Annotated in this window: 22 protein-coding genes and 2 pseudogenes; 5 read left to right on the top strand and 19 right to left on the bottom strand. The window is 32.9% G+C overall.

The genetic code is table 11. The annotated features are described in order from the left end of the window. Positions 1-56: 56 nt before the first annotated feature. The 4 genes from V1503_RS12640 to V1503_RS12625 all read right to left on the bottom strand — a co-directional run bounded on the left by V1503_RS12640 (position 57) and on the right by V1503_RS12625 (position 2882). Positions 57-509 (bottom strand): GNAT family N-acetyltransferase, encoded by a 453-nt coding sequence (locus V1503_RS12640; protein ID WP_410627367.1) that lies wholly within the window; start codon positions 507-509, stop codon positions 57-59. Positions 510-642: 133 nt separating this feature from the next. Continuing rightward, positions 643-1020 carry a GNAT family N-acetyltransferase gene (locus V1503_RS12635; protein WP_410627364.1) on the bottom strand — a complete coding sequence of 126 codons (378 nt, stop codon included), beginning with the start codon at positions 1018-1020 and terminating at the stop codon, positions 643-645. A 183-nt stretch (positions 1021-1203) separates the two neighbouring features. Further along, positions 1204-1671: a GNAT family N-acetyltransferase gene (locus V1503_RS12630; RefSeq protein ID WP_410627362.1), complete on the bottom strand. Its 468-nt coding sequence runs from the start codon at positions 1669-1671 to the stop codon at positions 1204-1206. 431 nt (positions 1672-2102) lie between these two features. Continuing rightward, positions 2103-2882, bottom strand: coding sequence for a class I SAM-dependent methyltransferase (locus V1503_RS12625; RefSeq protein WP_410627359.1), 780 nt, complete (start codon positions 2880-2882; stop codon positions 2103-2105). A gap of 741 nt (positions 2883-3623) precedes the next feature. Between V1503_RS12625 and V1503_RS12620 the strand changes: the two genes are divergently transcribed. Beyond that, positions 3624-5477: a glycoside hydrolase family 3 protein gene (locus V1503_RS12620; protein WP_410627357.1), complete on the top strand. Its 1854-nt coding sequence runs from the start codon at positions 3624-3626 to the stop codon at positions 5475-5477. Between the two features lie 1180 nt (positions 5478-6657). Here the strand turns inward: V1503_RS12620 and V1503_RS12615 are convergent. The 3 genes from V1503_RS12615 to V1503_RS12605 all read right to left on the bottom strand — a co-directional run bounded on the left by V1503_RS12615 (position 6658) and on the right by V1503_RS12605 (position 9115). After that, on the bottom strand, positions 6658-7557 hold the full coding sequence (locus V1503_RS12615) for an NAD(P)/FAD-dependent oxidoreductase (protein ID WP_410627355.1): 900 nt from the start codon (positions 7555-7557) through the stop codon (positions 6658-6660). 67 nt (positions 7558-7624) lie between these two features. Further along, complete coding sequence (locus V1503_RS12610) at positions 7625-8485, bottom strand: class I SAM-dependent methyltransferase (RefSeq protein WP_410627353.1); 861 nt, start codon at positions 8483-8485, stop codon at positions 7625-7627. Positions 8486-8734: 249 nt separating this feature from the next. Continuing rightward, complete coding sequence (locus V1503_RS12605; RefSeq protein ID WP_214483682.1) at positions 8735-9115, bottom strand: RrF2 family transcriptional regulator; 381 nt, start codon at positions 9113-9115, stop codon at positions 8735-8737. A 281-nt stretch (positions 9116-9396) separates the two neighbouring features. Here V1503_RS12605 and V1503_RS12600 point away from each other — a divergent pair, with 281 nt between their 5' ends. Continuing rightward, entirely contained in the window at positions 9397-9846 is a 450-nt protein-coding gene (locus V1503_RS12600; protein ID WP_410627350.1) for an S-Ena type endospore appendage, read from the top strand. Positions 9847-10218: 372 nt separating this feature from the next. Here V1503_RS12600 and V1503_RS12595 read toward each other — a convergent pair whose 3' ends face one another. From V1503_RS12595 to V1503_RS12580, 4 genes and pseudogenes are all read right to left on the bottom strand, one after another. Continuing rightward, positions 10219-10581, bottom strand: a complete 363-nt coding sequence (locus tag V1503_RS12595; RefSeq protein ID WP_410627348.1) for a hypothetical protein — start codon at positions 10579-10581, stop codon at positions 10219-10221. A gap of 219 nt (positions 10582-10800) precedes the next feature. Beyond that, positions 10801-11129 (bottom strand): annotated as a pseudogene (locus tag V1503_RS12590) (HIT domain-containing protein). 211 nt (positions 11130-11340) lie between these two features. Next, positions 11341-11888, bottom strand: a pseudogene (locus tag V1503_RS12585) (GNAT family N-acetyltransferase). Between the two features lie 91 nt (positions 11889-11979). After that, positions 11980-12135 carry a hypothetical protein gene (locus V1503_RS12580; protein ID WP_214483678.1) on the bottom strand — a complete coding sequence of 52 codons (156 nt, stop codon included), beginning with the start codon at positions 12133-12135 and terminating at the stop codon, positions 11980-11982. 696 nt (positions 12136-12831) lie between these two features. Here V1503_RS12580 and V1503_RS12575 point away from each other — a divergent pair. After that, positions 12832-13863, top strand: coding sequence for an MBL fold metallo-hydrolase (locus tag V1503_RS12575; RefSeq protein ID WP_410627346.1), 1032 nt, complete (start codon positions 12832-12834; stop codon positions 13861-13863). A gap of 524 nt (positions 13864-14387) precedes the next feature. Here the strand turns inward: V1503_RS12575 and V1503_RS12570 are convergent. The 4 genes from V1503_RS12570 to V1503_RS12555 form a co-directional block, all read right to left on the bottom strand. Continuing rightward, positions 14388-14945 carry an isochorismatase family protein gene (locus V1503_RS12570; protein WP_410627344.1) on the bottom strand — a complete coding sequence of 186 codons (558 nt, stop codon included), beginning with the start codon at positions 14943-14945 and terminating at the stop codon, positions 14388-14390. A gap of 465 nt (positions 14946-15410) precedes the next feature. Beyond that, positions 15411-15860: a hypothetical protein gene (locus V1503_RS12565; RefSeq protein ID WP_410627342.1), complete on the bottom strand. Its 450-nt coding sequence runs from the start codon at positions 15858-15860 to the stop codon at positions 15411-15413. A 272-nt stretch (positions 15861-16132) separates the two neighbouring features. After that, entirely contained in the window at positions 16133-16765 is a 633-nt protein-coding gene (locus tag V1503_RS12560; protein ID WP_320257680.1) for a LysE family translocator, read from the bottom strand. A 182-nt stretch (positions 16766-16947) separates the two neighbouring features. Further along, a complete protein-coding gene (locus V1503_RS12555; protein WP_320257679.1) occupies positions 16948-17127 on the bottom strand; it encodes a hypothetical protein in 180 nt (59 codons plus the stop codon). A 472-nt stretch (positions 17128-17599) separates the two neighbouring features. Between V1503_RS12555 and V1503_RS12550 the strand changes: the two genes are divergently transcribed. Beyond that, positions 17600-18244 (top strand): hypothetical protein, encoded by a 645-nt coding sequence (locus V1503_RS12550; RefSeq protein WP_214483672.1) that lies wholly within the window; start codon positions 17600-17602, stop codon positions 18242-18244. Between the two features lie 299 nt (positions 18245-18543). Here V1503_RS12550 and V1503_RS12545 read toward each other — a convergent pair whose 3' ends face one another. Further along, positions 18544-18927, bottom strand: a complete 384-nt coding sequence (locus V1503_RS12545; protein ID WP_320257678.1) for a VOC family protein — start codon at positions 18925-18927, stop codon at positions 18544-18546. A 145-nt stretch (positions 18928-19072) separates the two neighbouring features. After that, positions 19073-19273 carry a hypothetical protein gene (locus tag V1503_RS12540; protein WP_320257677.1) on the bottom strand — a complete coding sequence of 67 codons (201 nt, stop codon included), beginning with the start codon at positions 19271-19273 and terminating at the stop codon, positions 19073-19075. 366 nt (positions 19274-19639) lie between these two features. On the opposite strand from V1503_RS12540, the gene V1503_RS12535 reads away from it, so the two are divergent. Beyond that, positions 19640-19903, top strand: coding sequence for a hypothetical protein (locus tag V1503_RS12535; RefSeq protein WP_214483669.1), 264 nt, complete (start codon positions 19640-19642; stop codon positions 19901-19903). A gap of 208 nt (positions 19904-20111) precedes the next feature. On the opposite strand, the gene V1503_RS12530 is transcribed toward V1503_RS12535, so the two are convergent. Both V1503_RS12530 and V1503_RS12525 read right to left on the bottom strand, forming a co-directional pair. Beyond that, positions 20112-20993 (bottom strand): alpha/beta hydrolase family protein, encoded by an 882-nt coding sequence (locus tag V1503_RS12530; RefSeq protein ID WP_320257675.1) that lies wholly within the window; start codon positions 20991-20993, stop codon positions 20112-20114. A gap of 192 nt (positions 20994-21185) precedes the next feature. Beyond that, positions 21186-22082 carry an AraC family transcriptional regulator gene (locus tag V1503_RS12525; protein WP_410627338.1) on the bottom strand — a complete coding sequence of 299 codons (897 nt, stop codon included), beginning with the start codon at positions 22080-22082 and terminating at the stop codon, positions 21186-21188. Positions 22083-22453: the final 371 nt, after the last annotated feature.

The raw sequence follows: 22453 nt of genomic DNA, 5'->3' as shown, positions 1-22453 counted from the left end.
AGTCCTACCTTTTAGTAAACGCACGGTTTATAGAACAAAGTTCTTTCTTTTTTACATTATAAATCTTGAGATAATCGAATCATATCTCTACACTGTATACCGTTCTCAAAAATTTCTTCTTCATAATGTTTAATAAAAAAGTCCAAATCAACACCAATAATTCTAAAACCACATTTTTGATATAGAGCCAATTGACCAATACTTGAATTTCCAGTTCCAATTTCAATCGTTTTATAACATTTTGCTTTTGCTACCTGTATTGCATCCATCACCAATTGCTTCCCTATACCTGTACCATGTAGCTTTTCTACAACTCCAACATTCACCAACTCAACCGTCTCAGGTCTTGTTGGAAGTATTACATACACTCCAATAACTTGCTGTTCACTTTCGGCTACATAACATTCTCCCCTATTTACATAATCATTGACAATATCTCTTGAAGGGTCAGCCAATAACAACAATTCCATCGGAGGTTCTTCATCTATATTTAGTTTCCGAATAATCATAATTAATCTCCCTTAATTCATATGAAATTGTTATAATCTATGCTGTAACAATTTGTTGATTTGCTCAGAATACCTTAATACAATCTCATTGTTATCTTTTTAAAAAAATGAGATAGATTGCAAGAGGTCAACGTTACAAATGCTTTACAAACCTATAGCCCGTTATTTCATAACCAAGAAATTTATATAGTTCGTGTGCTTTTACTCTCTTCTCACTTTTCCCACTTAAAAGATAGATAAAATTAGAGCCTCTTCTCATTGACCAGTCTTCTACATATTTAACCAAGGATTTTGCAATACCTTGACCGCGATATTGCCTTTTCGTAACGAGCGAGGTTATTTGAATCTTAGCTTCGTTACTTGTGTATGTTGTATGTACTGTTATTCCAATCATCCCAACTAGAGATTTTTCCTTTTCTGCAACAAAGGTGTAGTAATTTGGATTGGATTCGATACGTTCCATTCTTACTTTCATATCATCAATTGATGCAGGGTAGCCTAAATCAGCCATTAAACTTGTGAGTTGTGCTAAATCACTAGTGTCGTATTCTCTTATTTCTATTAGAAAAACCTCCCCAAATCCCTGTGCTGTATGATTATTGTAAAAGACTCTAAGTTCATTCTGTACTCTTCTTACATTAACCGCTTGGCAGCTACTATGTTCAGCAATTGTCCACGTTTATGGAAAAAGACTTTAGAAGTTTTTCTCTAAACAGAGATGAGGCTTATCCTCAAAAATTACTTCTTTATATTTTTTGAATCCTAATTTACTCCAAAAATCTATCCCTCTACTATTTTCTTTATGAACTGCCAAACGTAACTTTTCTTTTTGCTCCTGTCTAATAAGGTTTTCTATATGCTCATATGCTACAAGCGAATTACCTGCACCTTGATACTGTTTATGAATGACAAACAAACTTATCCAAGGTGTATTATCTGATGAGTTATTTATACAGTAATCTACTAAGCCTATGTAACTTTTATTCTTTTTGATTAAAAGGCGTGTGGTATTCAACTTTTTAGACTCTTCATACTCTGACTGTATATCTTCAAAATTAATTGTGTTTTTATTTTTAGACATAAGGTTATAATTTGAATTTGAATTCATAATCTCTAGCTCAATCTGCCATTTACTTATGTCATTCATTTCACTTGTTATCATTTCAACCACCATTTCTATTATTTAAGCAATCCTGCCCTTTATCTTAATACCAATTATTTCAAATGTTCTTTACTTAGACAATCCCTTTGTACAATATATAACCTAAAATGAAAAGATTCTTTTCCTAAACTAAGAGATAAACATATCGTTTTACATAAGAAAAGATGTCACGAAATCTAGTTATATACGTGTTTATTGTTGGTACGAAAAACAATAATCTATCAACCAATGAAAAAGGGCGCTCATCTTTATTTCAGTTTTGCGCCAAGTTTTGAGAATTTGAAAACTATTCTAATGAACTCCAAAGGGTCAACAAATTTTTCAAAGTTAATAATAAACTATCTTACCCTCACTTCTATTCTCTATTATTTTTAAATCGAATTAATAACTTCTACACAATTTGAAGAGAGGGTGATCTTATTGTCTATTCATTACACTTTTATTTTTAGCGCCCTCGTAGCAATAAAAGTTTTAATATACTTATCTAAAACCCTTGTTCCACCGAAATCGTCTTCATAAAAACCTGCAATGACAAAGCCAGCATCTATTTGACCTTGAATTTGGTCTTCCAAAGTATGAGCATATTCTATCGTTTGATGTGAATTGAGATAATCTTGAACCTCATCCTCAGGTAAATGATCTAGAGTAGATGAAGGTATAGCATGTTTCACATCTAAGATTCCTTTTCTTTCTTGAGTGTCATCAAAAATCCATAATAGAGGATTAGTGAATCCTGTGATCAAGATTCCTCTATCCTTCAATACTCGAGATGCTTCACTCCATACAGGATGTACATCTTTTACGAATAAATTTGAAACAGGGTTGATAATCATATCAAAAGATTCATCTTCAAAATCGCTAAGATCAACCATATCTCCTTGTATTGCTTTCAACGTTAAACCTTCACGTTTAGCAACTTTTTCATCCTGTTCTAACTGTTTCTTAGATATATCGGTTACTGTTACATCTGCTCCTGATGCAGCAAGAATAGGAGCCTGTTGCCCCCCACCAGAAGCAAGACAAAGTATCTTTAGGCCCTTTAACGAATAAGGAAACCAATTTCTCGGGACAGGTTTTTCAGTTGTCACTGTGATCTCCCATTCATCATTTCTACTTCTTTCTATCGTTTCACTGCTAACAGATTTAGTGTACCTAGAACCTTCTTCTACTTTCTTATCCCAAGCAGTGCTGTTTTGTTGTGTTGTATTCATTTTGTCATTCCTCCTGCCAAAAATATATAAAAATTCATCTATTTAACAATAACATAATATTTTGTTATTAATTTCCCTATCAAACAAATCTCCCACATAAAGCAAAAAACGCACATTGCTGATTTATTACTGAACTGAGCTATTTTCATGGAAGATACAATAGATTTAAATCTCGTTGCTTTTTATAAAGAAGACTGCAATTCTTGTAAAGATTAAATAGCCCGAGCCTAATCTGAAGAAAAATTCCAGTTTATTAGAAATTAATCAACGTTTCTTTTAGCTGGTTTTCGTTCCACTCCTAACTATGAATTACTATTCTCTAATAACTCCTATATAAAGACAAATTCCTCCAATTATAGTCAAAGGGTTTCGTAAGAGAAGCAAGAATGTATAAACAAAGCTTTTTGGAGGTGATCGAAAAAACCAATCCTATTCCTTTATTTATACAATGTTTAACGATTCTTTCTTTATTTTTGTTAGAACATCTACTCCTATCGCATTTTTTTCGTTACAACACTTTATGGTGTAGCTCCAATTCTTACAATCTATTAGATAAAATATATCCTTTATAACCATCTATTACTGTAATTAACCTGCATATTCTAACACACTTAAATCCACCTATTCCTATATGGTTATGGTAGATGTTTTAAAATCTTTATGCTTCTTAGGAAAGCTTTATGAGGTTTCTTGATCTATGTTGTAGCCAAAATAACTTATAAGGTAATGGAGGTAATTTATTTGACTAAAAGGCCTTTAGAAAAAAAATTATTTATTATAATACTAAGTGCCATCATCATTATAGGAATAGGAGCATCCTTGTTCAGTGCTGATCATATCGCAAATGGAGAAGTTGTCCCAATATATCAAGATGCAAATGCACCTATCCCCGATCGGGTTACTGATTTAATTTCTCGAATGACATTAGATGAAAAAATCGGACAAATGACACAAGTAGACAGAAGATACTTAAATTCTGATAACGATATCGCATCATATCATATTGGATCGTTATTAAGCGGTGGTGGATCAGCCCCAAATCCTAATACACCCGAAGCATGGGCTGACATGTATGATCAGTACCAATCAATTGCACTCTCGTCAAACCTTCAAATTCCAATTATTTATGGAATCGATGCTGTACATGGTCATAATAATGTATATGGAGCAACCATATTCCCGCACAATATTGGCTTAGGAGCTACGCGTAACCCTACATTATTAAAGGAAATTGGTGAAGCTACGGCCAAAGAAGTAGCTGGAACTGGAATTGATTGGACGTTTGCTCCATGCTTATGTGTCAATAGAAATGAACGGTGGGGCAGAACCTATGAAAGCTATGGTGAAGATCCAGAGATTGCTAGTTCATACTCTACGATAATTGAGGGATTACAGGGTACAAGCTTAAATGACCCTTCCTCTATTTTGGCAAATGCTAAGCACTGGGTAGGTGACGGAGGTACATTAGGAGGCGACGATCAAGGTGATACTATCATTTCTGAACAAGAATTGAGAGACATTCATATAGCACCATTTATAGACGCTATTGAAAAAGGTGTCGGTTCAGTTATGATTTCTTATAGTAGCTGGAATGGAGAAAAATTACATGGACATAAGTATCTCATTACAGATGTCTTAAAAGGAGAACTAGGATTTACAGGATTTGTTGTTTCAGACTGGGCTGCCATTGATCAATTGCCTGGCGATTATGCTAGTGATGTCCAAACTTCTATAAATGCAGGTATAGATATGGTAATGGTTCCTGATGACTATAGAACATTTATTAATACATTACGTACAGAGGTAAACGAAGGTCGCGTATCAATTTCACGAATCGATGACGCAGTAGAACGAATTTTAACGAAAAAATTTGAACTCGGCTTATTTGAACAACCTTTTACTGATAGAACCTTCACATCAACTATAGGATCGCAAGAGCATAGAAATATTGCTCGAGATGCTGTAAGACAATCTCAAGTGCTCCTTAAAAATGATAATAGTATCCTCCCATTATCAAAAGATTTAAATAAGATATTTGTCGCAGGGAAAAATGCTGATAATATTGGGAATCAATCTGGTGGTTGGACGATTAGTTGGCAAGGTAGTAGTGGAGATATTACACCTGGAACAACTATATTAGAAGGTATTCAAAGCACAGTTTCTCAGAATACTGAAGTTACGTATAATGAGAGGGCTATCGGATTAGACTCTAGTTATGATGTAGCTGTAGTTGTGATTGGGGAAACACCATATGCAGAAGGTAATGGAGACCGACCAACAAATTTAGGACTGGATAGAACAGATATTGCAACTCTTCAAAAAATCAAGAGATCTGGTGTCCCTACCGTTGTTATTTTAGTTTCTGGAAGACCGATGATCGTCACTGATCAGCTAGAAAATTGGGATGCATTTATTGCAGCATGGCTTCCTGGAACAGAGGGTCAAGGCGTGTCAGATGTTCTCTTTGGAGATTACAACTTTACTGGTACACTGCCACTAAGTTGGCCACGCACAGAAGATCAAATTCCAATTAATGTTGGGGACACTCCCTACGATCCACTATTCCCTTATGGATTCGGACTAACCTATCCCTAAGGAGTAGCATATCTTTATAAATAAATGGCTCTTTCGTTAACTTTGTTGCAATTGCTACCAAATTTGAACCGCAACATGTTGTTTTATACGTTGGTCATCATTGTAGCAAAGAGAAGATGCCACGAACGCTAGTTATGTATATGTGTTAATCATAGTATGAAAATTAACAAGCAAAGCAGTCTAAAAAACACACAATTACTACCTTTCAACAGAATTTAAATGGACTCTCGTCATTTTATAGAATGAGAGTCTATTTTCTTTTATACAAACAGTAATTAATTTCACACCAACTACATCAAATGCTTCCATTAAAGCTGTTCTTCAGACCCACATGCCCCATCCGAATCAGTAGCAGTTGGGAATGTGGATGATTCAGCTGTCTATATGTAAGATAATTATTTAATTGAGGTTTTATTGTTTATAGTATCAGATTATAAATAAGGGCTGTTTAAAGTACGAAAAAGATCAAAAAAAGCAAAAATTAATGAAAATTACCTAGTACACAAATACACGCTCATTACACATAAATGGCATACTATAATTTATAAGATCCTTCTGCCAACCTCCCTGATCACCCTCCTTTCATGAACGGAACAGGGAGGTACATATATGGCTAAGTTGTATTTAGCCCTTTCCCCTCGTACAACTTTTAGTAGCTTATCTGCATCTTCAATATTAGCTGTTAGCAAGGTTCATTTGGTATGAGTTTTAAAAGTAAATCAACATATTGACTCAAAAAACAGCCCTACTAAGTATGTGGGGCTGCTTCTTATAATCAAATATTTATGTAATATTTCATTAAAAGCTCCTGCTTTCTTTCTTCAATTTCCTTAAATATATCTACATTAGATGAATTTTTTCGTTTGCGTTTCAATATACCTTTTAACAATGTTATCACCCTTAAGTTTTGATACTTTAAGTATAGGCTGATACCCATTTTCTGAAACCGAGCAAAAGATTTGTTTTTCTCTCATACTTATGACTGAAATGATCCTCCTTCATTTGCTCCATCAAACACAAATTTTCACCCCCCATAAAGGTTAGGGGGTACATCATCTAAACCGAACCAACAGCTTTTATCCATTACTATTCTAAGTTTATTTAGCCCAATTATATAGAAAAGCAAAAACACCCCTATCGTTTAAATAAGGATGTTTTTGCAATATTCTTTCCAAGATATTCAAAAACGTTCTACAGTTAAATCAGTATTTACAGCGATCGCAGCTTTATTTCCTTCTGCTGCCGAAATCAATAGTGATGAAGGGACCAATTTTTCGGTTTCCCCAGCTATATAAATGTTTTTTTGAGTTGTCCTTCCCATTCCATCTGTTACAACAACTCCATTTTCATCAATTTCACAACCTAGCTGTTCAACAAATGAAATGGGGCGATAAAACTTTGGTACAACAAACCCTCCTGTTCTCGCAATCGTTTCTCCTGATTCAAATTCTATTTCATGTAAATACCCATCAGCACCTATTAATTTTTTAACTGGCTCCATCTTTATTTGTATATGACGCTTTTGCAGCTCTAAGGCTCCACCTTCACTTATTTCAACGCCATTTGTGATGAGAACTAAATCCTTAGACCAGTTGTAAACTAATTTTGTCATATGAAGCATATATTGCTCATCTTCTGCTATAACAATCAATGGCTTTTCTCTCATCTCCCAGCCATCACAATATGGGCAACTAAAAATGCTTTTACCATAATATTCTCTAATAGATGGTATAGGAAATACTTCTTGAACACCAGTGGCTAAGACGATTTTTCCCGCAATAAATTCTTTATCGTCTTCGGTCCTAACAATAAATTTTCCATTATCTTTAATTATCTCCGTAATCTTTGTATTAAAGTAAGATATTGCAGAATACTTCTCTAATTCTTTTAACCCTATTTCTCTAAATTCATGAGGTTTCGTTCCGTCTCTAGTTATAAATCCATGAGATTCTTGAGTGACTCTATTCCTATTGGTTCCATCATCAAACAAGCCAATATTTCTTCTTGCCCTTCCTAAAGTTAAACTAGTACTTAACCCAGCAGCTCCTCCACCGATAACAATACAATCAAAAATATTCATTTGAATCATCCTTTTCTGTTTTTATATTTATAACAATTATTAAAGATCTTTTATATCTGTAATTAAATTAAAGTTGAACAAGTACCTTACCGAATCTCCCTCCCATTCTTAAGGGGATTTTACCTGTATATGTTTCAAGTAAATATTCTTCGGATTTTTTAAGTAGCTTATCTTCTAAAGGGATTCCGTATTCAACAAACCATTCCGTTAATTTAGTTACGACGTTTTCGATATCTATGTCCACAATTTTTACATGTCTTTCAATTAAAGATTGATAAGAGTAACCTTTTAGAAAAAGTAGTTGTAAAAGATATGCCATATCAGAGGAACCAATTCCTTGCGACTCTACACCTATAATTGGTAATAGCTCATCCATTAAATGATTTTCTTTTCTACTAGACATCCCACTTATATAACAATATTTCTTCGCAAAGCCGAGTGCTTTTTCAACTATCTTCCAATTGCTTATAGCCGGACACATAGATGAAAAAACGAGATCAAAGGATTGCTTATTATTGCCTTCCAATATATTCTCAAACGGCTTTTGAATGATATTGACTTGAACAGAATGTTTTTTTGCATGTTCCGCTAACATTGTAGCTAAATCTGAAGAAGGTTCGATAGCTGTAACCTCTGCTCCTTTTCTTGCCATAGGGATGCTAAATACACCAGATGCTGCTCCTATGTCTAACACAGATATCCCCTCAAAGCTAACACCTTGTTGTTCAATCCATGTTAAAATTCTATTGCTTCGTTGTCTACCTTCATCACTGAACGACATTTCATCATAAGACTTAGCCCATTTTCTGAAGCCTTCTGTATTATAAGATCCCACCTGCCCCAATCTTTGCATTATTTTCACATTTGTATTAGGATCATTTTCCCAAGCAGACTCCCATGTTTTCTGATTAAATAAGTCGCTTCTCAATTATGATCACTCCTTCCATTTATATTCGATGATATTAAAGACATTTTATATCCGTAATTAAATTATAAAACAACGTTACCTGTTGTTTTATTTAAGCTACTTTCGTATTGAATGTTGTTTTTGTACAACAATATAAACACGTATAAAACAAGTTTTCTTGACTTTCTTCTATAAATCGATGACTGTTGAGAATTACGACATCAATTCTTCTTTTAGAAACAATAGCAACAAAGTATATGATAAAAACCTTTATTTAATTAAGTCAGAAATTTTACGCTTTCTTAATTCTTCTTCCATTTTTTCTTCTGAACTTAACATGACTTTTTGTATCGGACATTCAGGTCCATGATCATAACAATCAAATAATGAAGATCTTCCTTCAATTGCATCAATTATATCGAGAAATGAAATTGATTCCCACCCATGAGACAATGAATATCCTCCATTAGCACCTGACGCAGAAGTAACCATGCCTTCTTTAACAAGTTTCGTTAATATTTTTGATAAATATGTGGGTGAAACATTTAATTTTTCGGCAAGAACTTGTACTCCAACAGGTTTATTAGCATTTATGGTGGCTAAGTATAACATCGTATGCAAAGCGTGACTTGTTGCTTTTGAAAATTTCATTTTCTAACCTCACTTTAACAATAATTACAGACTTAAAAGGTCTTTAATAACGATTATAATTCAAACTTATTTTGATGTCAATTTAGGACACTCTACTTTATTTTGCTCACTAACACACTTTCAAATTACACTAATCTAGTAGGTTTTTGTCAATAAACTATCGGGGTGTATACTTCATCAATCACGCACCATCTATGGTTTTTATGCTCATTTCTCACACAACCCTCTATATTAAGGCATATAATGTTTCATAAAATCAAGTATAGAATAGAGTTGACATAATGAGCACATATAAGACTACACCATGTTGTGGAAAAAGTGTCACCAAAGAGACAAGTGCTGCATGCTGTAATTGTCCCGTTTCAGCTGGAGAATTCTTTGGTAATTTTAATATATCTTGCGGGCAACGAGAGACGGTTTTCTTTATAAATGAAGGGATTGCACCAACTTTGAATGGAAGTATCGAAGTAGCTCCTGAATCTGATTGTGGAGTCAATGTAGTTGTTACCTCAAATGGAAACGACATCCCTTTTAGTATTGGGAGACCATGTAACCCAGATTCTATAGGGCGAGGGAATAGTAGAAGCTTCGTATTTAAAAATGTAACTCAAATAGAAATTATATGTAATGGTAATGGGATGGATAGCTGTTGTGTAGGTAATTATTTCTTTACAATAGTAGATAGCTGTGTAACTGCCACTCCCATAGGTGTTAGAAGAATCCTAACCTGATTATACAAAATATTAACAGTTTCATTTTTTTACATATGAAGAAATGGAACTTTTCACCTTACTAACTATGAGTTTCTTAATAATAATTTATTTGACCTATCACATAAATAAAAACTCGAAACTATAATGATATACCTAATATATAGTACATCATAAAATTATCACACTCTCTCCCCGTTTCCTCTCTTCACGAGGAAACAGAGAGAGTTTACATATTTATAGGCTGTTTTCACATTGATTGTTGCTTTTCGTACTAAGAACTACATACGTATAAACCAAGTATTCGTAGCATCTTTTCTTATTTAAAATCAGGTCAATTGCAAATTTTACGAAAAGAGCCTATTTATAAGATTATTAATAATAACTTCCTGATCAGTAACAATCACATGGTACTTCTACGAAATCATTGTTATATATAGGTGTACCTACAGTACAGTTATCTTTGTCACGAAAATACAGGTTTGCAAATACACACATACATTTACATTTATTCTCCGTTTCGATCACGAGTTCAGCGTGTCGAGTCATATCAAAATCAAATGTTCTACGAGTTCCTGGAGGAATCATTATTGTCTCTTCTTTAATTATTGATGGTTGATTTAATTCATCCCAATCAAATGCTGTAGCTCTAATTGTACATTCTTCTTCACCACGATTTAGAATTTCAGTATGTCCATTATCAGCACCGACTTCTCGGTACAAGACACCAGTAGTTCGTACTTTTCCTTTGGCCATTTATACACCTCCTTCAACCTTTATAGTTCATAATATTCATTGATGAGAGAATAGCTTGGACTTATATATAGAAATAAAAAAACTATGCTTACATGTATTTCAGAAGCATAGTTTTTTATTTGAATGTTGATAGATATCATTTCTATTATGTTTTCAATTCATCAATCAATTACTTGTGTTTACTATACGTTAGCCCGTATTTATCCATTTCAGCGTACACTATTTTATAGGATCTCCAGATATTATGTGCCAATGAAGATGCTTAGAATCTTGGTAATCTCCTAGATTATTACTCTGCAAGCACCATGTTCCTCAGTAACTTTCGAAGCAATCTGTTTTATTACATCGAACATTTCAAGTAATAACTCATTATCATCTTCTTCTAATGTAATTAAAGAAGAGGTGTGCCTTTTTGGTATGGCTACAATATGTATAGGATAGAAAGGCCTTGTATGATAATAAGCTAGAACATTATTAGTTTCCAATACTTTATTCACTAGAGTTTTACCACTTAGTACCTCATCGCAATAAAAATCTTCCGTCATCATAAACCTCCTATAATTTTCTCTAATAACAATATTACACCAATTTAATATTTGTTATAGGGGCCAATTGTTTTTTCTTATTCAACCCTTCCTTATAATTGATTAAAGATCAAAAAAATGGACTGATCAACAGTCCATTGTTGTTCAATTCTTTTGAGCCATTTTGCAGATTACTTAGCTTGCATACCTCTTTTGACTCAATCAGAACTTCTCGTTATTCGTTTACTACTGCCCATCGCATGTGATCTTCCCATACACCATTTACTTTCATCATTTTTCGAGACAAACCTTCATATTCAAAGCCTAATTTCTTTACTACTTGAATTGACCCTTTATTCCTTGGGATAATAGGTGCTTCAATACGATGTAAGCCAAAGTCTTCGAACACCACTTTAATGGCCTTTTCTAAAGCTTCAGTAATAAACCCTTGATTTATTTCATCTTTATCTATTTTGTAGCCAAGAATACAAGACTGCAGTATCCCACGAACAATTACACTAAAAGAAATACAGCCTATAACTCTAGCATAGCCTTGATCTGCTTTTTTAAATATCCACAACTTAAAAGAATTTCCCTCATTATAAGATTCGAGGTCTTTTGTTATATTATTTTCTTGAACCTCTAGAGTATAAAAATCAGAAGGTCTTTGTGCCTCCCACTTGCTAAGAAGTCCTTATTTCTTTGATAATAGGCAAGTACTTCCTCGACGAAGGTTTTATCTATTTGTCTTAAAACTAAACGTTCAGTTTCATATATTTTCATTTTTTCAACCTTCTAGTTTATATTTGGTCAGTTATACACTTATCTTCAACATTATTGCAGAAACAGCAGAAACAGTCTGTTTATGTAACCTTTACATAATTAAATTCTTTGTGAATAGAAACAAATAAATTATTGCTACAATAACAACAATAGCTAAACTTACTACTATGAATCCATAAATAAATCCACTTACTGACGCAAACACATCTAAAAACATGTTCTTAATAAAGTCGAGAACCTTCTTCATATATTTACCTCTCTACTAGTAATAGGTTTGTATAATTATAACTTCACTCTTTAAAACATCCTTTATATCTAAACTCTGCCCTCTAACTTAAGACCAATTATTTCAAATGTTTAGTACTTAGGCAACCTTTTGTTACCAAATATTTTACTAAAATAACAAAGACCCTTGTCTTATTTCAGCTTAACACCATTTTATTGAAAGCGAATACTTCTAATCATTTGTAATAACGCTTTCTGAAATAAAATTTTTCTTTCAGAGAAGCTATTTAAGATGACTGTTTTCCCAGTGATTGTTGTGTTTCTTATTAAGAAATAAAATAAGTACACAACAAGAGTTCTGGAAGCTAGTTCAATTATTTATTTAACAATTTGTGTAGTAGCCCATAAAGAAGCTTTCACGACTAAAATCTTAATTTTTTACTGAATCAGCCTACATGCTCCAAAATATTTTAGCGTTATGAGCCAATTTACAAGAAATTCTTCTTACTAATACACATATCGCCTACATATAAGCCCCTATACTTAAATATTGACAAAGTGTTAATCATCATCTATTATATAAATTATCCTAGTTTTGAGATAAATATTATTAGAATAAATAATATTAGATTATATATAATTAGGATAAATAATATTTTTTATTGTTTAACTGGCCAGTTATCAATATAAATTTAACTACAGAAAGGTGCTGTAAATTATGAAAAAAAATTATTTAGTTGCTTTACTCTCACTTTTGTTAATGTTTGGTATAATCGGAAGCTCTTTTGCAGCTGGGTTTAATGACAACAATGAAAAATTAAATGAAAGTTCAGAAAATGAAGATAGTGAGTTATATCCAGCCCCACTTCCTGATAATGCAAAAGGAGCTATGATCCCTATGGATAAAGGGTATCTAGTCGAGGAAATAGGAGATGGAATTTATGCTGTAATGGATGGTATTTTCAGTACGATGTTTATGACTACTGGCAAAGGAGTTATAGCAGTGGATGCCCCAACTACACTTGGAGATAAGTATTTAGCAGCGATCAAAGAAGTAACGGATGAACCGATAAAATATGTCATTTATAGTCATGCACACCAAGATCATATTGGCGCTGCGTCTATGTTCCCTGATGATGTAAAGATTATTGCGCATGAAGAAACAGCAAACATATTAGAAGAAAGACAAGACCCTAACCGCCCTATCCCTACACAAACTTTTAAAGGCGATAAAAAAGTGTTATCAATTGGAGATAAAAAGCTTCAGTTAGATTACATTGGAGATAATCATCAAGAAGGAAATATATTTATTTCTGTACCAGACCAAAAAGTTTTAATGGCTGTGGATATCGTTTTCCCAGGCTGGGTACCGTTTCGTTATTTAGCTCTTTCTGATAATATTCCAGGGTGGATAGATGCGCATTATAAAATATTAGAATATGACTTTGACACTTTAGTTTCTGGTCACGTTACTCGCTTAGGCACACGTGAGGATGTAGAAACTCAAATAGAATACATCGAAGATATAATTGAAACTACTAAACTTGCTATGCAAGAGGTAAGTCAATTTGAAATTGGTCAAAGAGTAGGTTTTGAGAACCCTTGGTATGTCATGGATGTTTATTATAATGAAGTTATTAAAGTAGCTAATGACGATCTTCTTCCTAGATGGATTGATCGACTAGGTGGAGCTGATATATATACATCGCAACACATCTCCAAAGTACTTGATATGTTACGACTTGAATAAATAGTATTTTCTTTTCACATGTTCATACCTTTTAAACGTCGCCTCTTAAGCGTTTAAAAGGTATGAACTGCACCTGCAATATAAGTGAGATTCTCCTACATGAACAAATTGATACGTGTGTTCCTTAATGAATACTCATATTATTGAATGACGTTGGTTGTTAAGTTTCGTTCCTCCGATACAATTATTGACCTCGTCTAAATTCATTTACGAGGTTAATATAATTACTTACATATAAACTGCTTTACAGCATTAAAAATATAATAGTAAAGTTGTTAAAACTCGTATATCCGATTCAAGTACCATACTTGTGGAATAACATTTACTTTAAAAACTAATCAACTCAATAATCATTTCGTATCAAAATAACAAAAAAAACCCTTTTGATAAAGCTTCATCAAAAGGGCTCTTTTTATGTGGATGTATACGTTATTTTATTTAAAATGGTACAAACTTTGATTCAAATGAGCATTTGTTATAAGTTTATATCATTATTATTACACATGTGTGTTGCAATTTTTTATTTATCTGTATGAATCATGTGTTGGTTGAAATAAGTCTTCTTCAGCATTTCTAACCATTGAAAAGTGTTCAACATTGTAATGGCCATGGAGAGTTTTATTATGGTGATTTATAATATCTTCTGCTCTTAAAACATCACTATCCGTTGTTGAATGTCCGTCACCGACTAATGTGACATCCAAACCACTAATAGTTGCTGTTCTTACAGCACTATCTATACAGTGCTGTGTTGCACAGCCCATAATAACAACATGCTCAATTTCTTGAGACCTTAAATGGTTTAAAAGTCCTGTCCCATGAAATGCATTCGTAGCAGCTTTATCGAAAATCTTTGCATTTGAATGTACATTTATATCATCGTGAATTTGAAACCCTTTTCCTTTACCTTCAGCAACATCCTGATCCCTTACAAAGACTACTGGAACTCCGGATATTTTTGTTTTTTCTATAACTAAATTAATATTGTTAATAAGTTGCTTTTTATTAAAAACCGCACTTTCTTCTTGATTCCCATCAATTAGTTCTTGTTGAGCATCAATAATTAATAATACTTGATTCAAGTGATTTTCCCCTTTCAAATTTGGGGAACCGCTATATAAGTTAATTAGACGTATCCCCCGTAGTATTGTTTACGTCATATTTTTTGTTAGTCATCATATCTACCTCCTTTAAAAAAATATTGCCTCATTATTTTTCATAATATTTAGGCAACTAAATATTAACACAATTTCTTTTACAACGATACTTCAAAAAATTCATTATTATCATTTTGTTAAAGATAATCCATAATAGATTTTTTCAGAAAGCCGCTTTTATACACTTTCCCAAAAGATATAATGAACGTTCGCAATAGTTTACGAAATAGTATTCACTACGATCTCATGCATAAATTCCAACTCCCAATCCACTCACTAGGCTTTGATTATTCATACTCTATACACTATAATTCCTAGTTAGTTTAGTTACTACACTGAAACACTTAGTTTATGTAGAGTCAGTATAAAGTGGTTTAATCCACAAATCTTCTAAATGTCTTCATGAAAAATAGTATCATTTGGCATAATGGTACGGAGTTTATGGACTTCGTCTTTGTTTGTACTATGAACAAAAAATTCTGTTCCCCAATGTCCTGAGTTAAAGCATTTAGTTTCATCATTATAAAAAAAGAGAGAAAACCATTTCACTCTCCCCATGTTATCCAAGTAATCGGATAACAGATAGTTTACCAGATGAGGATGTAATTCAGTTTGTAAAATGGTGATCTCGTTTAGTACGTGTTTTATATTAGTACCTTTTATTGACACCAATTCCTTTATAGTTTTCTTTTCCACATTCCAACAATGTATTTCAACCGTATTACTTTGTGCTGAAAGGTATGTAATTAGAGGTATCCAGTAATCATAAGATATAGGGATTGCTACATCTGAGTTTTTCTCCATATACAGGGGTACAGCAAAGTACAATTTTGAGTGCATTACAACTTCCTCCTTTTTAGTCTTTTATATTAAATATTAGTTATCACACTATCACATATGAATAGAACATTATTTGTCTATTTTTAATTAAAATACCAGGCAGTGATATGTAAATGAATACCCACACAATAAGAACTAAATTACAATACCCTCACTTCTCTTACAGTTGAAAACTTAATAGTAATGGGTGAATGTTGGTATTTTGCCATATTCGCAAATAAACACTTTTCTGATGTGTTACATAAAAGTACTTATTGTTTAATAACAACTATTTATTTACCTACTCGTTCAAAAGCTAGGTGTCCTGCTAAACCAGTCAACACACTACCCATGAACCACCGTTGAACCTTTTGCCATGTAGGACGTGTTGAAAACCATACAGCTATTTTACTAGCTGTTAAAACAATGAGCAGATTAACGATAAAACTAATTATAAGTTGCGTAAGACCTAGAGTAGCACCTTGGAGAAGTAATGAACCTTGTGCTGGATCTTGAAATTGAGGAAGTAAAGATACATACAAAATTGCAATTTTAGGATTTAGTAAATTAGTCATGAATCCCATTAGAAACAATTTTCTCGGGGACTCAATAGAAAGGGTTTGAGGGGTTAAAATTGAAGTCTTTGCATTAAATGAATTCCAAGCAAGCCAAAGTAGGTAAGCAACACCTGCCCATTTTACGAATTCATAAATAAAGGGAACTGCACTAAATAATGAAGCAAGTCCAAGTAATGTCGCAACTAAATAAATCACAAATCCAAGCATAACACCTAAAAGAGAGATGATTCCTGCAATTCGTCCTTGAGTAATAGAACGAGAAATAAGATAAATCATGTTAGGACCTGGAGAACATACAATACCAAGTGAAACCAATGCAAAAGCTAACAAACTCCCAATGCTAACCATAAAATTTCTCCTTTCAATATATTAAGAGTTGGAAATATCTGCTTAATAATAAATTATGACATCATTCTAGTCAAAGAAAATAATAGTCATAAAGAAAGCTGCTTCTCTATTAGACTTTCCTCCTTCTGTTCTTCCTGTACTCACCTTCGGTTGTTATATTTTAAACAACTATTTAACTTCGTTTATATATCTTCATTTTTATTTGAGTAAGTTGGAATAAGTATACTTCCCATAATAAACATCACTATTGCAGCCCCAATAAAAATATAACGGAATACATCTTCTTGATAATATACAGCCTTTATCCCAATTATGATCCATCCTAATAGGATGAGGATTTTTCCAATAAGTCCCTTTGACATCATTACCATCCTCCTATTATTTTCCTCAGGATATATTATCAAATTTTTACATTTATGTAAATCTAATATTTCGATAGTCAGCTCTTTTCTTTTTCACAAACAAAAAGGTCTATTTTCTGCTCCTTGTAACCTAAATCATTTTCATTTCAGGTTATACCTAATTTGCCAAAGATAATTGTATTATTATTTTCAAGCAAAAATTTATGTTCTACGAGATAATTACCGATTTTCCCGAACGAGAAAGCTAAGCCAACATATACTGTTGAAGAGTAAAATTTATTACATCACTCACAATATTATATATCACCATTTACCCATTCTATCGATCCAGGTCATTTTACTAGTTTCTTAGAATATAACAAGAGTCTCAGTTGTAATATTTATTCCATCGTTTAATATTCTTACATTATCATTATTAGGTGAAATATCTTCATTAATATTTGTACAATTTTAAAAGAAATGAGGTGAAATTATGTCAGATGCTCTACAAGTCTATACTTTTGGAAAAGATAATAAGGGCAACCTTATGCCTCTTCAAGGCGTTCAAGTGGTGACTACGACAGATAACCCTTCGGTTTCGATAAATTCATTAACTACAGATTCCAACGGATTTGGACGAGCTACTGCCAACGGTCTCGGTCAAAGTGTGAATACAGTAACTACTTTTCCCACATTTCATCCCCCTAGTGGAACTAGCTTTGCTACGAATGATATGGAAGGTGTTACGGTTACACTGAACTTCACAACACCTATTATCTCAGTTCCACCGAACCTTGATTTAATACTTAATCAAACTAACACTACCAAAATCACAGTTTACTCATTAAGTGCGCCAAATAGAATTAAAACCGTAGATGATTTGTTGGCACAAAGAAAGCCTTTAGAAGGTGCAGATGTACGTCTCGTAAGAAACCAAGTACAAAAGGATCAACAATTTAGTAATAGTGATGGCGTAGCACAACTAGACATGCAGTCTTCAACAACCATGGTTGGTTTTAATATTGAAATAGGTGCTAGTGGGTATTTTAAAATTAATCTAACTCCATTTACAGTTGGTGAAAATCTTGGGGTTACGTTTGATGCTTACCTAACAAAAGATATCGTACCTCAACCTTAGTAAAGATTTCCGTAACAACATTCACATTACGTTTACGAATATAGTGGTTTAGTTCTTTACTCAATAAGGATTATTTTAAACACTAGTGTTTATGATTTCTAAGATAATAATTAATACCCCTATCAATGAAAAAAGAAGCCTCTTCGAGAAAGGCTCCTTATTGATGAAGGGGTTGTTTTTCGTACGAATAAATAAACACGAAAACTACTAGATTTTCTGCCATATTTTCTTTAGTAAAATGACAGCTATATGGAATGATAGCAACAAATTTCACAATAGATCATTTAGTTAGTAATAAGTTACTTCTGTACTAACTGAATGAGGTTGCCACATGTATCATTGAAGATAGCTATTGTGACTTCACCCATTGCTGTAGGCTCCATAGAAAACTTCACACCTTTTTCCATTAATCGTTTGTACTCTCTTTGAATATCTGTTACACCAAACATTGTTGCTGGGATGCCATCGGCAAATATCTTCTCTTGATACTCTTTAGCGGCAGGATGGTCATTCGGTTCGAGTAAAAGCTCTGTCCCGTCCTGATCATCGGGAGAAACGAGCGTTATCCACCTAAATTTCCCGGCAGGAACGTCCTCCTTTTTTTCAAATCCAAGCTTTCCTGAATAAAAATCTAGTGCCTTGTCTTGATCTTGCACAAATATACTCGTAACAACGATTTTCATACTTGGCAGCCTCCCTTGTCTACAAAGAACATGCTATTCTGATTTGGTAAAATTACACTTGATTTGATGATAATTCGATAACATCTATCCTTCTTATTACTAAATGATATGACAATAGTTTATATAGCCATATACGTTACTAACTCTATTTTTTTCCTTTCCTTCTGTATGAAACTCCCCCTATAAAAGATGTTATTATCAAAAGAAGTAGGGGTATGACACTTTTGTCGAGACCTTCAATTAATATAGTAAACAGCATTCCTAAAAGCATTACTCCCGATATAATAAAGTATACTAAAGATCTGTCTATATATTCTTTAGCTGTAAATTCTTTTCTCTTAATCATAAATATCTCCCTTACAACCGAGTGTATTCATTAAAGTCTCATTTCGTAAACATTATTGCTATTGTAATCAAATTAGCACTATAAAAAGTGGCTTTAAATTGTTAGGTATAGTTGTACAGAAGAATAGATGCCACGAACTCAAGTTGTGTAAGTTTTGCTTCTTAAACGAAAAACAATAATCAACACTTAACACCGATTATTTCAAATGTTTAGTACTTAAGCAATCCCTTTTTACAGAATATGGACATAAAAAAGACGCTTTTCTTAATTTCAGGTTTATAGTAAAACATGTTGAAGCAACTTATTAAATGTAAAAATACTAGTGGTAGAATTATAGCAAGAGAATCTGGGAAGGAAGTAGTTTTTATGTTAGAAAACAAAACAATAATAATGTTAATGAAGTTATCAGACCGTAAATATTGGGGGATGTCGATTCTGAATTATGTTGTATTGATAGGTAGCGTGTCAGTAATCGTGTTGTACGTGTTAGACACTCCTATTAGAAGAGTAATAGGTCCGTATGCTTTTCTTATTTCCATAATAAGCTTTATTGATCATCATGTTTATTATAAATTAGTTAAGAAAGTCAAAGAACAAGAAGAGGTTGAGTACGAGAAAAATAACCAGTAGAAAATATAACAAGGCCATTAAAGGATTTTCTACCTTTCCTACAGGTTCTTTCCACTCTATTATGTTTTATAAAAGGTCCTACGGATTATGAGTTCAACCAATCAATTTTCGATTATTATTCTAGCTCTACAACATTCTTGTACCATGAATAACCATGAGCTAGTACATTCACCATTCTTAGTGTATTTTAAAAATGTCATTATTTTTATTATAGATTTTCAAATAAAAATTCTGTAATTTCTTCATTTAAGTCACGATGGAACTGCTCTCTATTTAATCCAGGTGGGTCTTGTGATGGAAGAAACGATGTATTTGTCATTCCTTTTGGAAATGGGCTAAGAAACGAGAAATGTCCTGCATTTTTAACAATTTTATGTAGGATCGTTGTACTGTCAGGTATCCCATTCAATATAATGTCTGCATGAAAAGAAGGTGTAATTTGATCTTTCTCCCCTACATACATCAATATAGGGATGTTTATGTCATCCAAAGCACCCTTATCTTTAAACCAGACTGAAGCTGGTGCTAGCAGAATTAAAGATTTAATTCTGTAATCAGGTGTAACATTAACAAGATGAACTTTTCCATCAGAAGATTCATATGGAAAAGAAGTTGGTACTCCTCCTGCTGCAGCTAATGCTGTGTACCCTCCCATAGAATGTCCGATAACTGAAACAGAATCTGGTTTTAAAATTTTCGAGAAATTTTCATTATTAAAGAACCAATCGATCACCATTGAAATATGCTTTGGCCTAATCGTTAGGTTATCTACAGTACCTTCTAATGTATTGTCGTTTATATTGTTAAATGGGTGCTCAATCATTCCTACAACAAATCCTTTGCGAGCCAAATAGGAAGCAATCGTTCGATAAACTAAAGGTGAACCACCGGTGCCATGAGATATCAACACCAATTTAAACACACCTGCTTGAGGCTTAGCATTACTTGAAATATTCAATTGATATGGTCCAATGTTATCCACTTTTTCAGGAATACTCGTTGGATACATAACAAATATTGAAAATGTTACATCTAATTGTTCGTCAGTAAGCTCGACTCTTCGATAACCAGCAAACCATTCTTCATTCATAAAATTCAGCTCCTAATAATATAGAATTATATTCCCCTATATCCCAATGCAATGAACTATCTATACTCCTATTTCCTTTATAACAAAAAAACACCAAACATTATTTTATAAGTAGCAATGATCTATTCCACAGATTGAATTCCTATTTAAATAAGACATACTTAGAGTTGTAGTTGAGTATCATTAATTGACTTAAAACGATACCTTTTTTATAGGAACATAAATATTATTTTGTAATAAATTTTGGGAATTTATATTACATCTCTCACTAAACTCGGTAGTACCTGCATGTTCATAACCAGAGTGTGGGAACCATTCTTCATATATTACGCGCCAAGTTTCTTGAATTGATTTACTAAAATCTGCTGGTTTTACTTTTGGTGTAGTAAAAACAGCAAACTCTGTTTCTGGAAATATTTTAGAAGTTTGACCTTCCTCCACTTGATCAAAATCATATACTTCTGCTCCGATTATATATAAAAATTCTCCAGTTTCTATATTAAAATCTGTACAAATGCCTAACTCAACCATTTTGTCACTATGAATACAATTTTTTATCTTCGCACCTAAATTTCGCTCTATATATACCTTCCAAAAATGTGGAATTTCTTTAAAATTCCTTCCATCATCTATCGTCTTTCTTAGCTCATAACCAACCACTTTATATTCAGGTTTTTTATTAATATGAAAATCCATTTCAATTCCACCTAAGTAGGGATTATATCGACGCTGCAGTACATTTGCCTTTGGATATAAATGTGTTTTAATACGTCGTTTTCTATATTCGCTAGGTGTCATTTTAAATAGTTTTTTGAAAGAACGTGTAAAGGTTTCATGAGACCTAAATCCATTTTCCAAAGCAACATCAATTACTCGAATATCTGTACAGGAAATTTTATAAGCCGCTTGTACTAACCTCCTTTTTCTAACGTACTCCATTACCGATGCTCCTACCAACGTATGGAATACTCTATGAAAATGATAGATTGAAAAGTTAGCTTTATTGGCTAGTTCTTCAAGTGTTAAGTCATTTTGTAGGTTTAACTCAATATAATCAATCACTTTCTGAATCGAATAATGATATCCCATTGGTAGTTTAACTCTCCTCTCTTGTTTAATTCTATCTCTTTCAGTTTGAGATTTCTTGACGTTTTTTGCTTTTGTAGAGTTACGTAAAATTCATTATATGAATCATCTTATACTATTTCATTTTCTGGGATACCTTTCACAATTGAAAACTCATCCAAATGGCAAATACAGTTGAACTATAATCTATAATATTCATCATAGTTATTATGTTCATTCTTAGGCGTATAGAATAATTAGCACAGCTAGCGCTCAGATCACCTATCTACTAGTCCATTCCATTAATGACGTTTCTTTTGTTTGATTACTCAAATTTTCACAAAGGATCTCCAGTAAACTTGTAAAGCCAACTACATAGTTTTATAAAAAATCCC

Source organism: Nanhaiella sioensis (assembly GCF_046557775.1).
GTDB classification, from domain to species: domain Bacteria; phylum Bacillota; class Bacilli; order Bacillales; family SM2101; genus Nanhaiella; species Nanhaiella sioensis.
The sequence above is the reverse complement of the archived record's forward strand: the minus strand, read 5'-3'. Positions and strand labels throughout refer to the sequence as shown.

What these genes read in the sequence shown, in the direction of transcription:
- V1503_RS12595 (WP_410627348.1), bottom strand. Translation starts at nt 10,581, where the DNA reads ATGGCCAAAGGAAAAGTACGAACTACTGGTGTCTTGTACCGAGAAGTC.
- V1503_RS12560 (WP_320257680.1), bottom strand. Translation starts at nt 16,765, where the DNA reads ATGGTTAGCATTGGGAGTTTGTTAGCTTTTGCATTGGTTTCACTTGGT.
- V1503_RS12535 (WP_214483669.1), top strand. Translation starts at nt 19,640, where the DNA reads ATGTTAGAAAACAAAACAATAATAATGTTAATGAAGTTATCAGACCGT.
- V1503_RS12545 (WP_320257678.1), bottom strand. Translation starts at nt 18,927, where the DNA reads ATGAAAATCGTTGTTACGAGTATATTTGTGCAAGATCAAGACAAGGCA.
- V1503_RS12540 (WP_320257677.1), bottom strand. Translation starts at nt 19,273, where the DNA reads ATGATTAAGAGAAAAGAATTTACAGCTAAAGAATATATAGACAGATCT.
- V1503_RS12550 (WP_214483672.1), top strand. Translation starts at nt 17,600, where the DNA reads ATGTCAGATGCTCTACAAGTCTATACTTTTGGAAAAGATAATAAGGGC.
- V1503_RS12600 (WP_410627350.1), top strand. Translation starts at nt 9,397, where the DNA reads ATGAGCACATATAAGACTACACCATGTTGTGGAAAAAGTGTCACCAAA.
- V1503_RS12580 (WP_214483678.1), bottom strand. Translation starts at nt 12,135, where the DNA reads ATGAAGAAGGTTCTCGACTTTATTAAGAACATGTTTTTAGATGTGTTT.
- V1503_RS12555 (WP_320257679.1), bottom strand. Translation starts at nt 17,127, where the DNA reads ATGTCAAAGGGACTTATTGGAAAAATCCTCATCCTATTAGGATGGATC.
- V1503_RS12575 (WP_410627346.1), top strand. Translation starts at nt 12,832, where the DNA reads ATGAAAAAAAATTATTTAGTTGCTTTACTCTCACTTTTGTTAATGTTT.
- V1503_RS12530 (WP_320257675.1), bottom strand. Translation starts at nt 20,993, where the DNA reads ATGAATGAAGAATGGTTTGCTGGTTATCGAAGAGTCGAGCTTACTGAC.
- V1503_RS12605 (WP_214483682.1), bottom strand. Translation starts at nt 9,115, where the DNA reads ATGAAATTTTCAAAAGCAACAAGTCACGCTTTGCATACGATGTTATAC.
- V1503_RS12640 (WP_410627367.1), bottom strand. Translation starts at nt 509, where the DNA reads ATGATTATTCGGAAACTAAATATAGATGAAGAACCTCCGATGGAATTG.
- V1503_RS12630 (WP_410627362.1), bottom strand. Translation starts at nt 1,671, where the DNA reads ATGATAACAAGTGAAATGAATGACATAAGTAAATGGCAGATTGAGCTA.
- V1503_RS12525 (WP_410627338.1), bottom strand. Translation starts at nt 22,082, where the DNA reads ATGGGATATCATTATTCGATTCAGAAAGTGATTGATTATATTGAGTTA.
- V1503_RS12635 (WP_410627364.1), bottom strand. Translation starts at nt 1,020, where the DNA reads ATGGCTGATTTAGGCTACCCTGCATCAATTGATGATATGAAAGTAAGA.
- V1503_RS12615 (WP_410627355.1), bottom strand. Translation starts at nt 7,557, where the DNA reads ATGAATATTTTTGATTGTATTGTTATCGGTGGAGGAGCTGCTGGGTTA.
- V1503_RS12625 (WP_410627359.1), bottom strand. Translation starts at nt 2,882, where the DNA reads ATGAATACAACACAACAAAACAGCACTGCTTGGGATAAGAAAGTAGAA.
- V1503_RS12565 (WP_410627342.1), bottom strand. Translation starts at nt 15,860, where the DNA reads ATGCACTCAAAATTGTACTTTGCTGTACCCCTGTATATGGAGAAAAAC.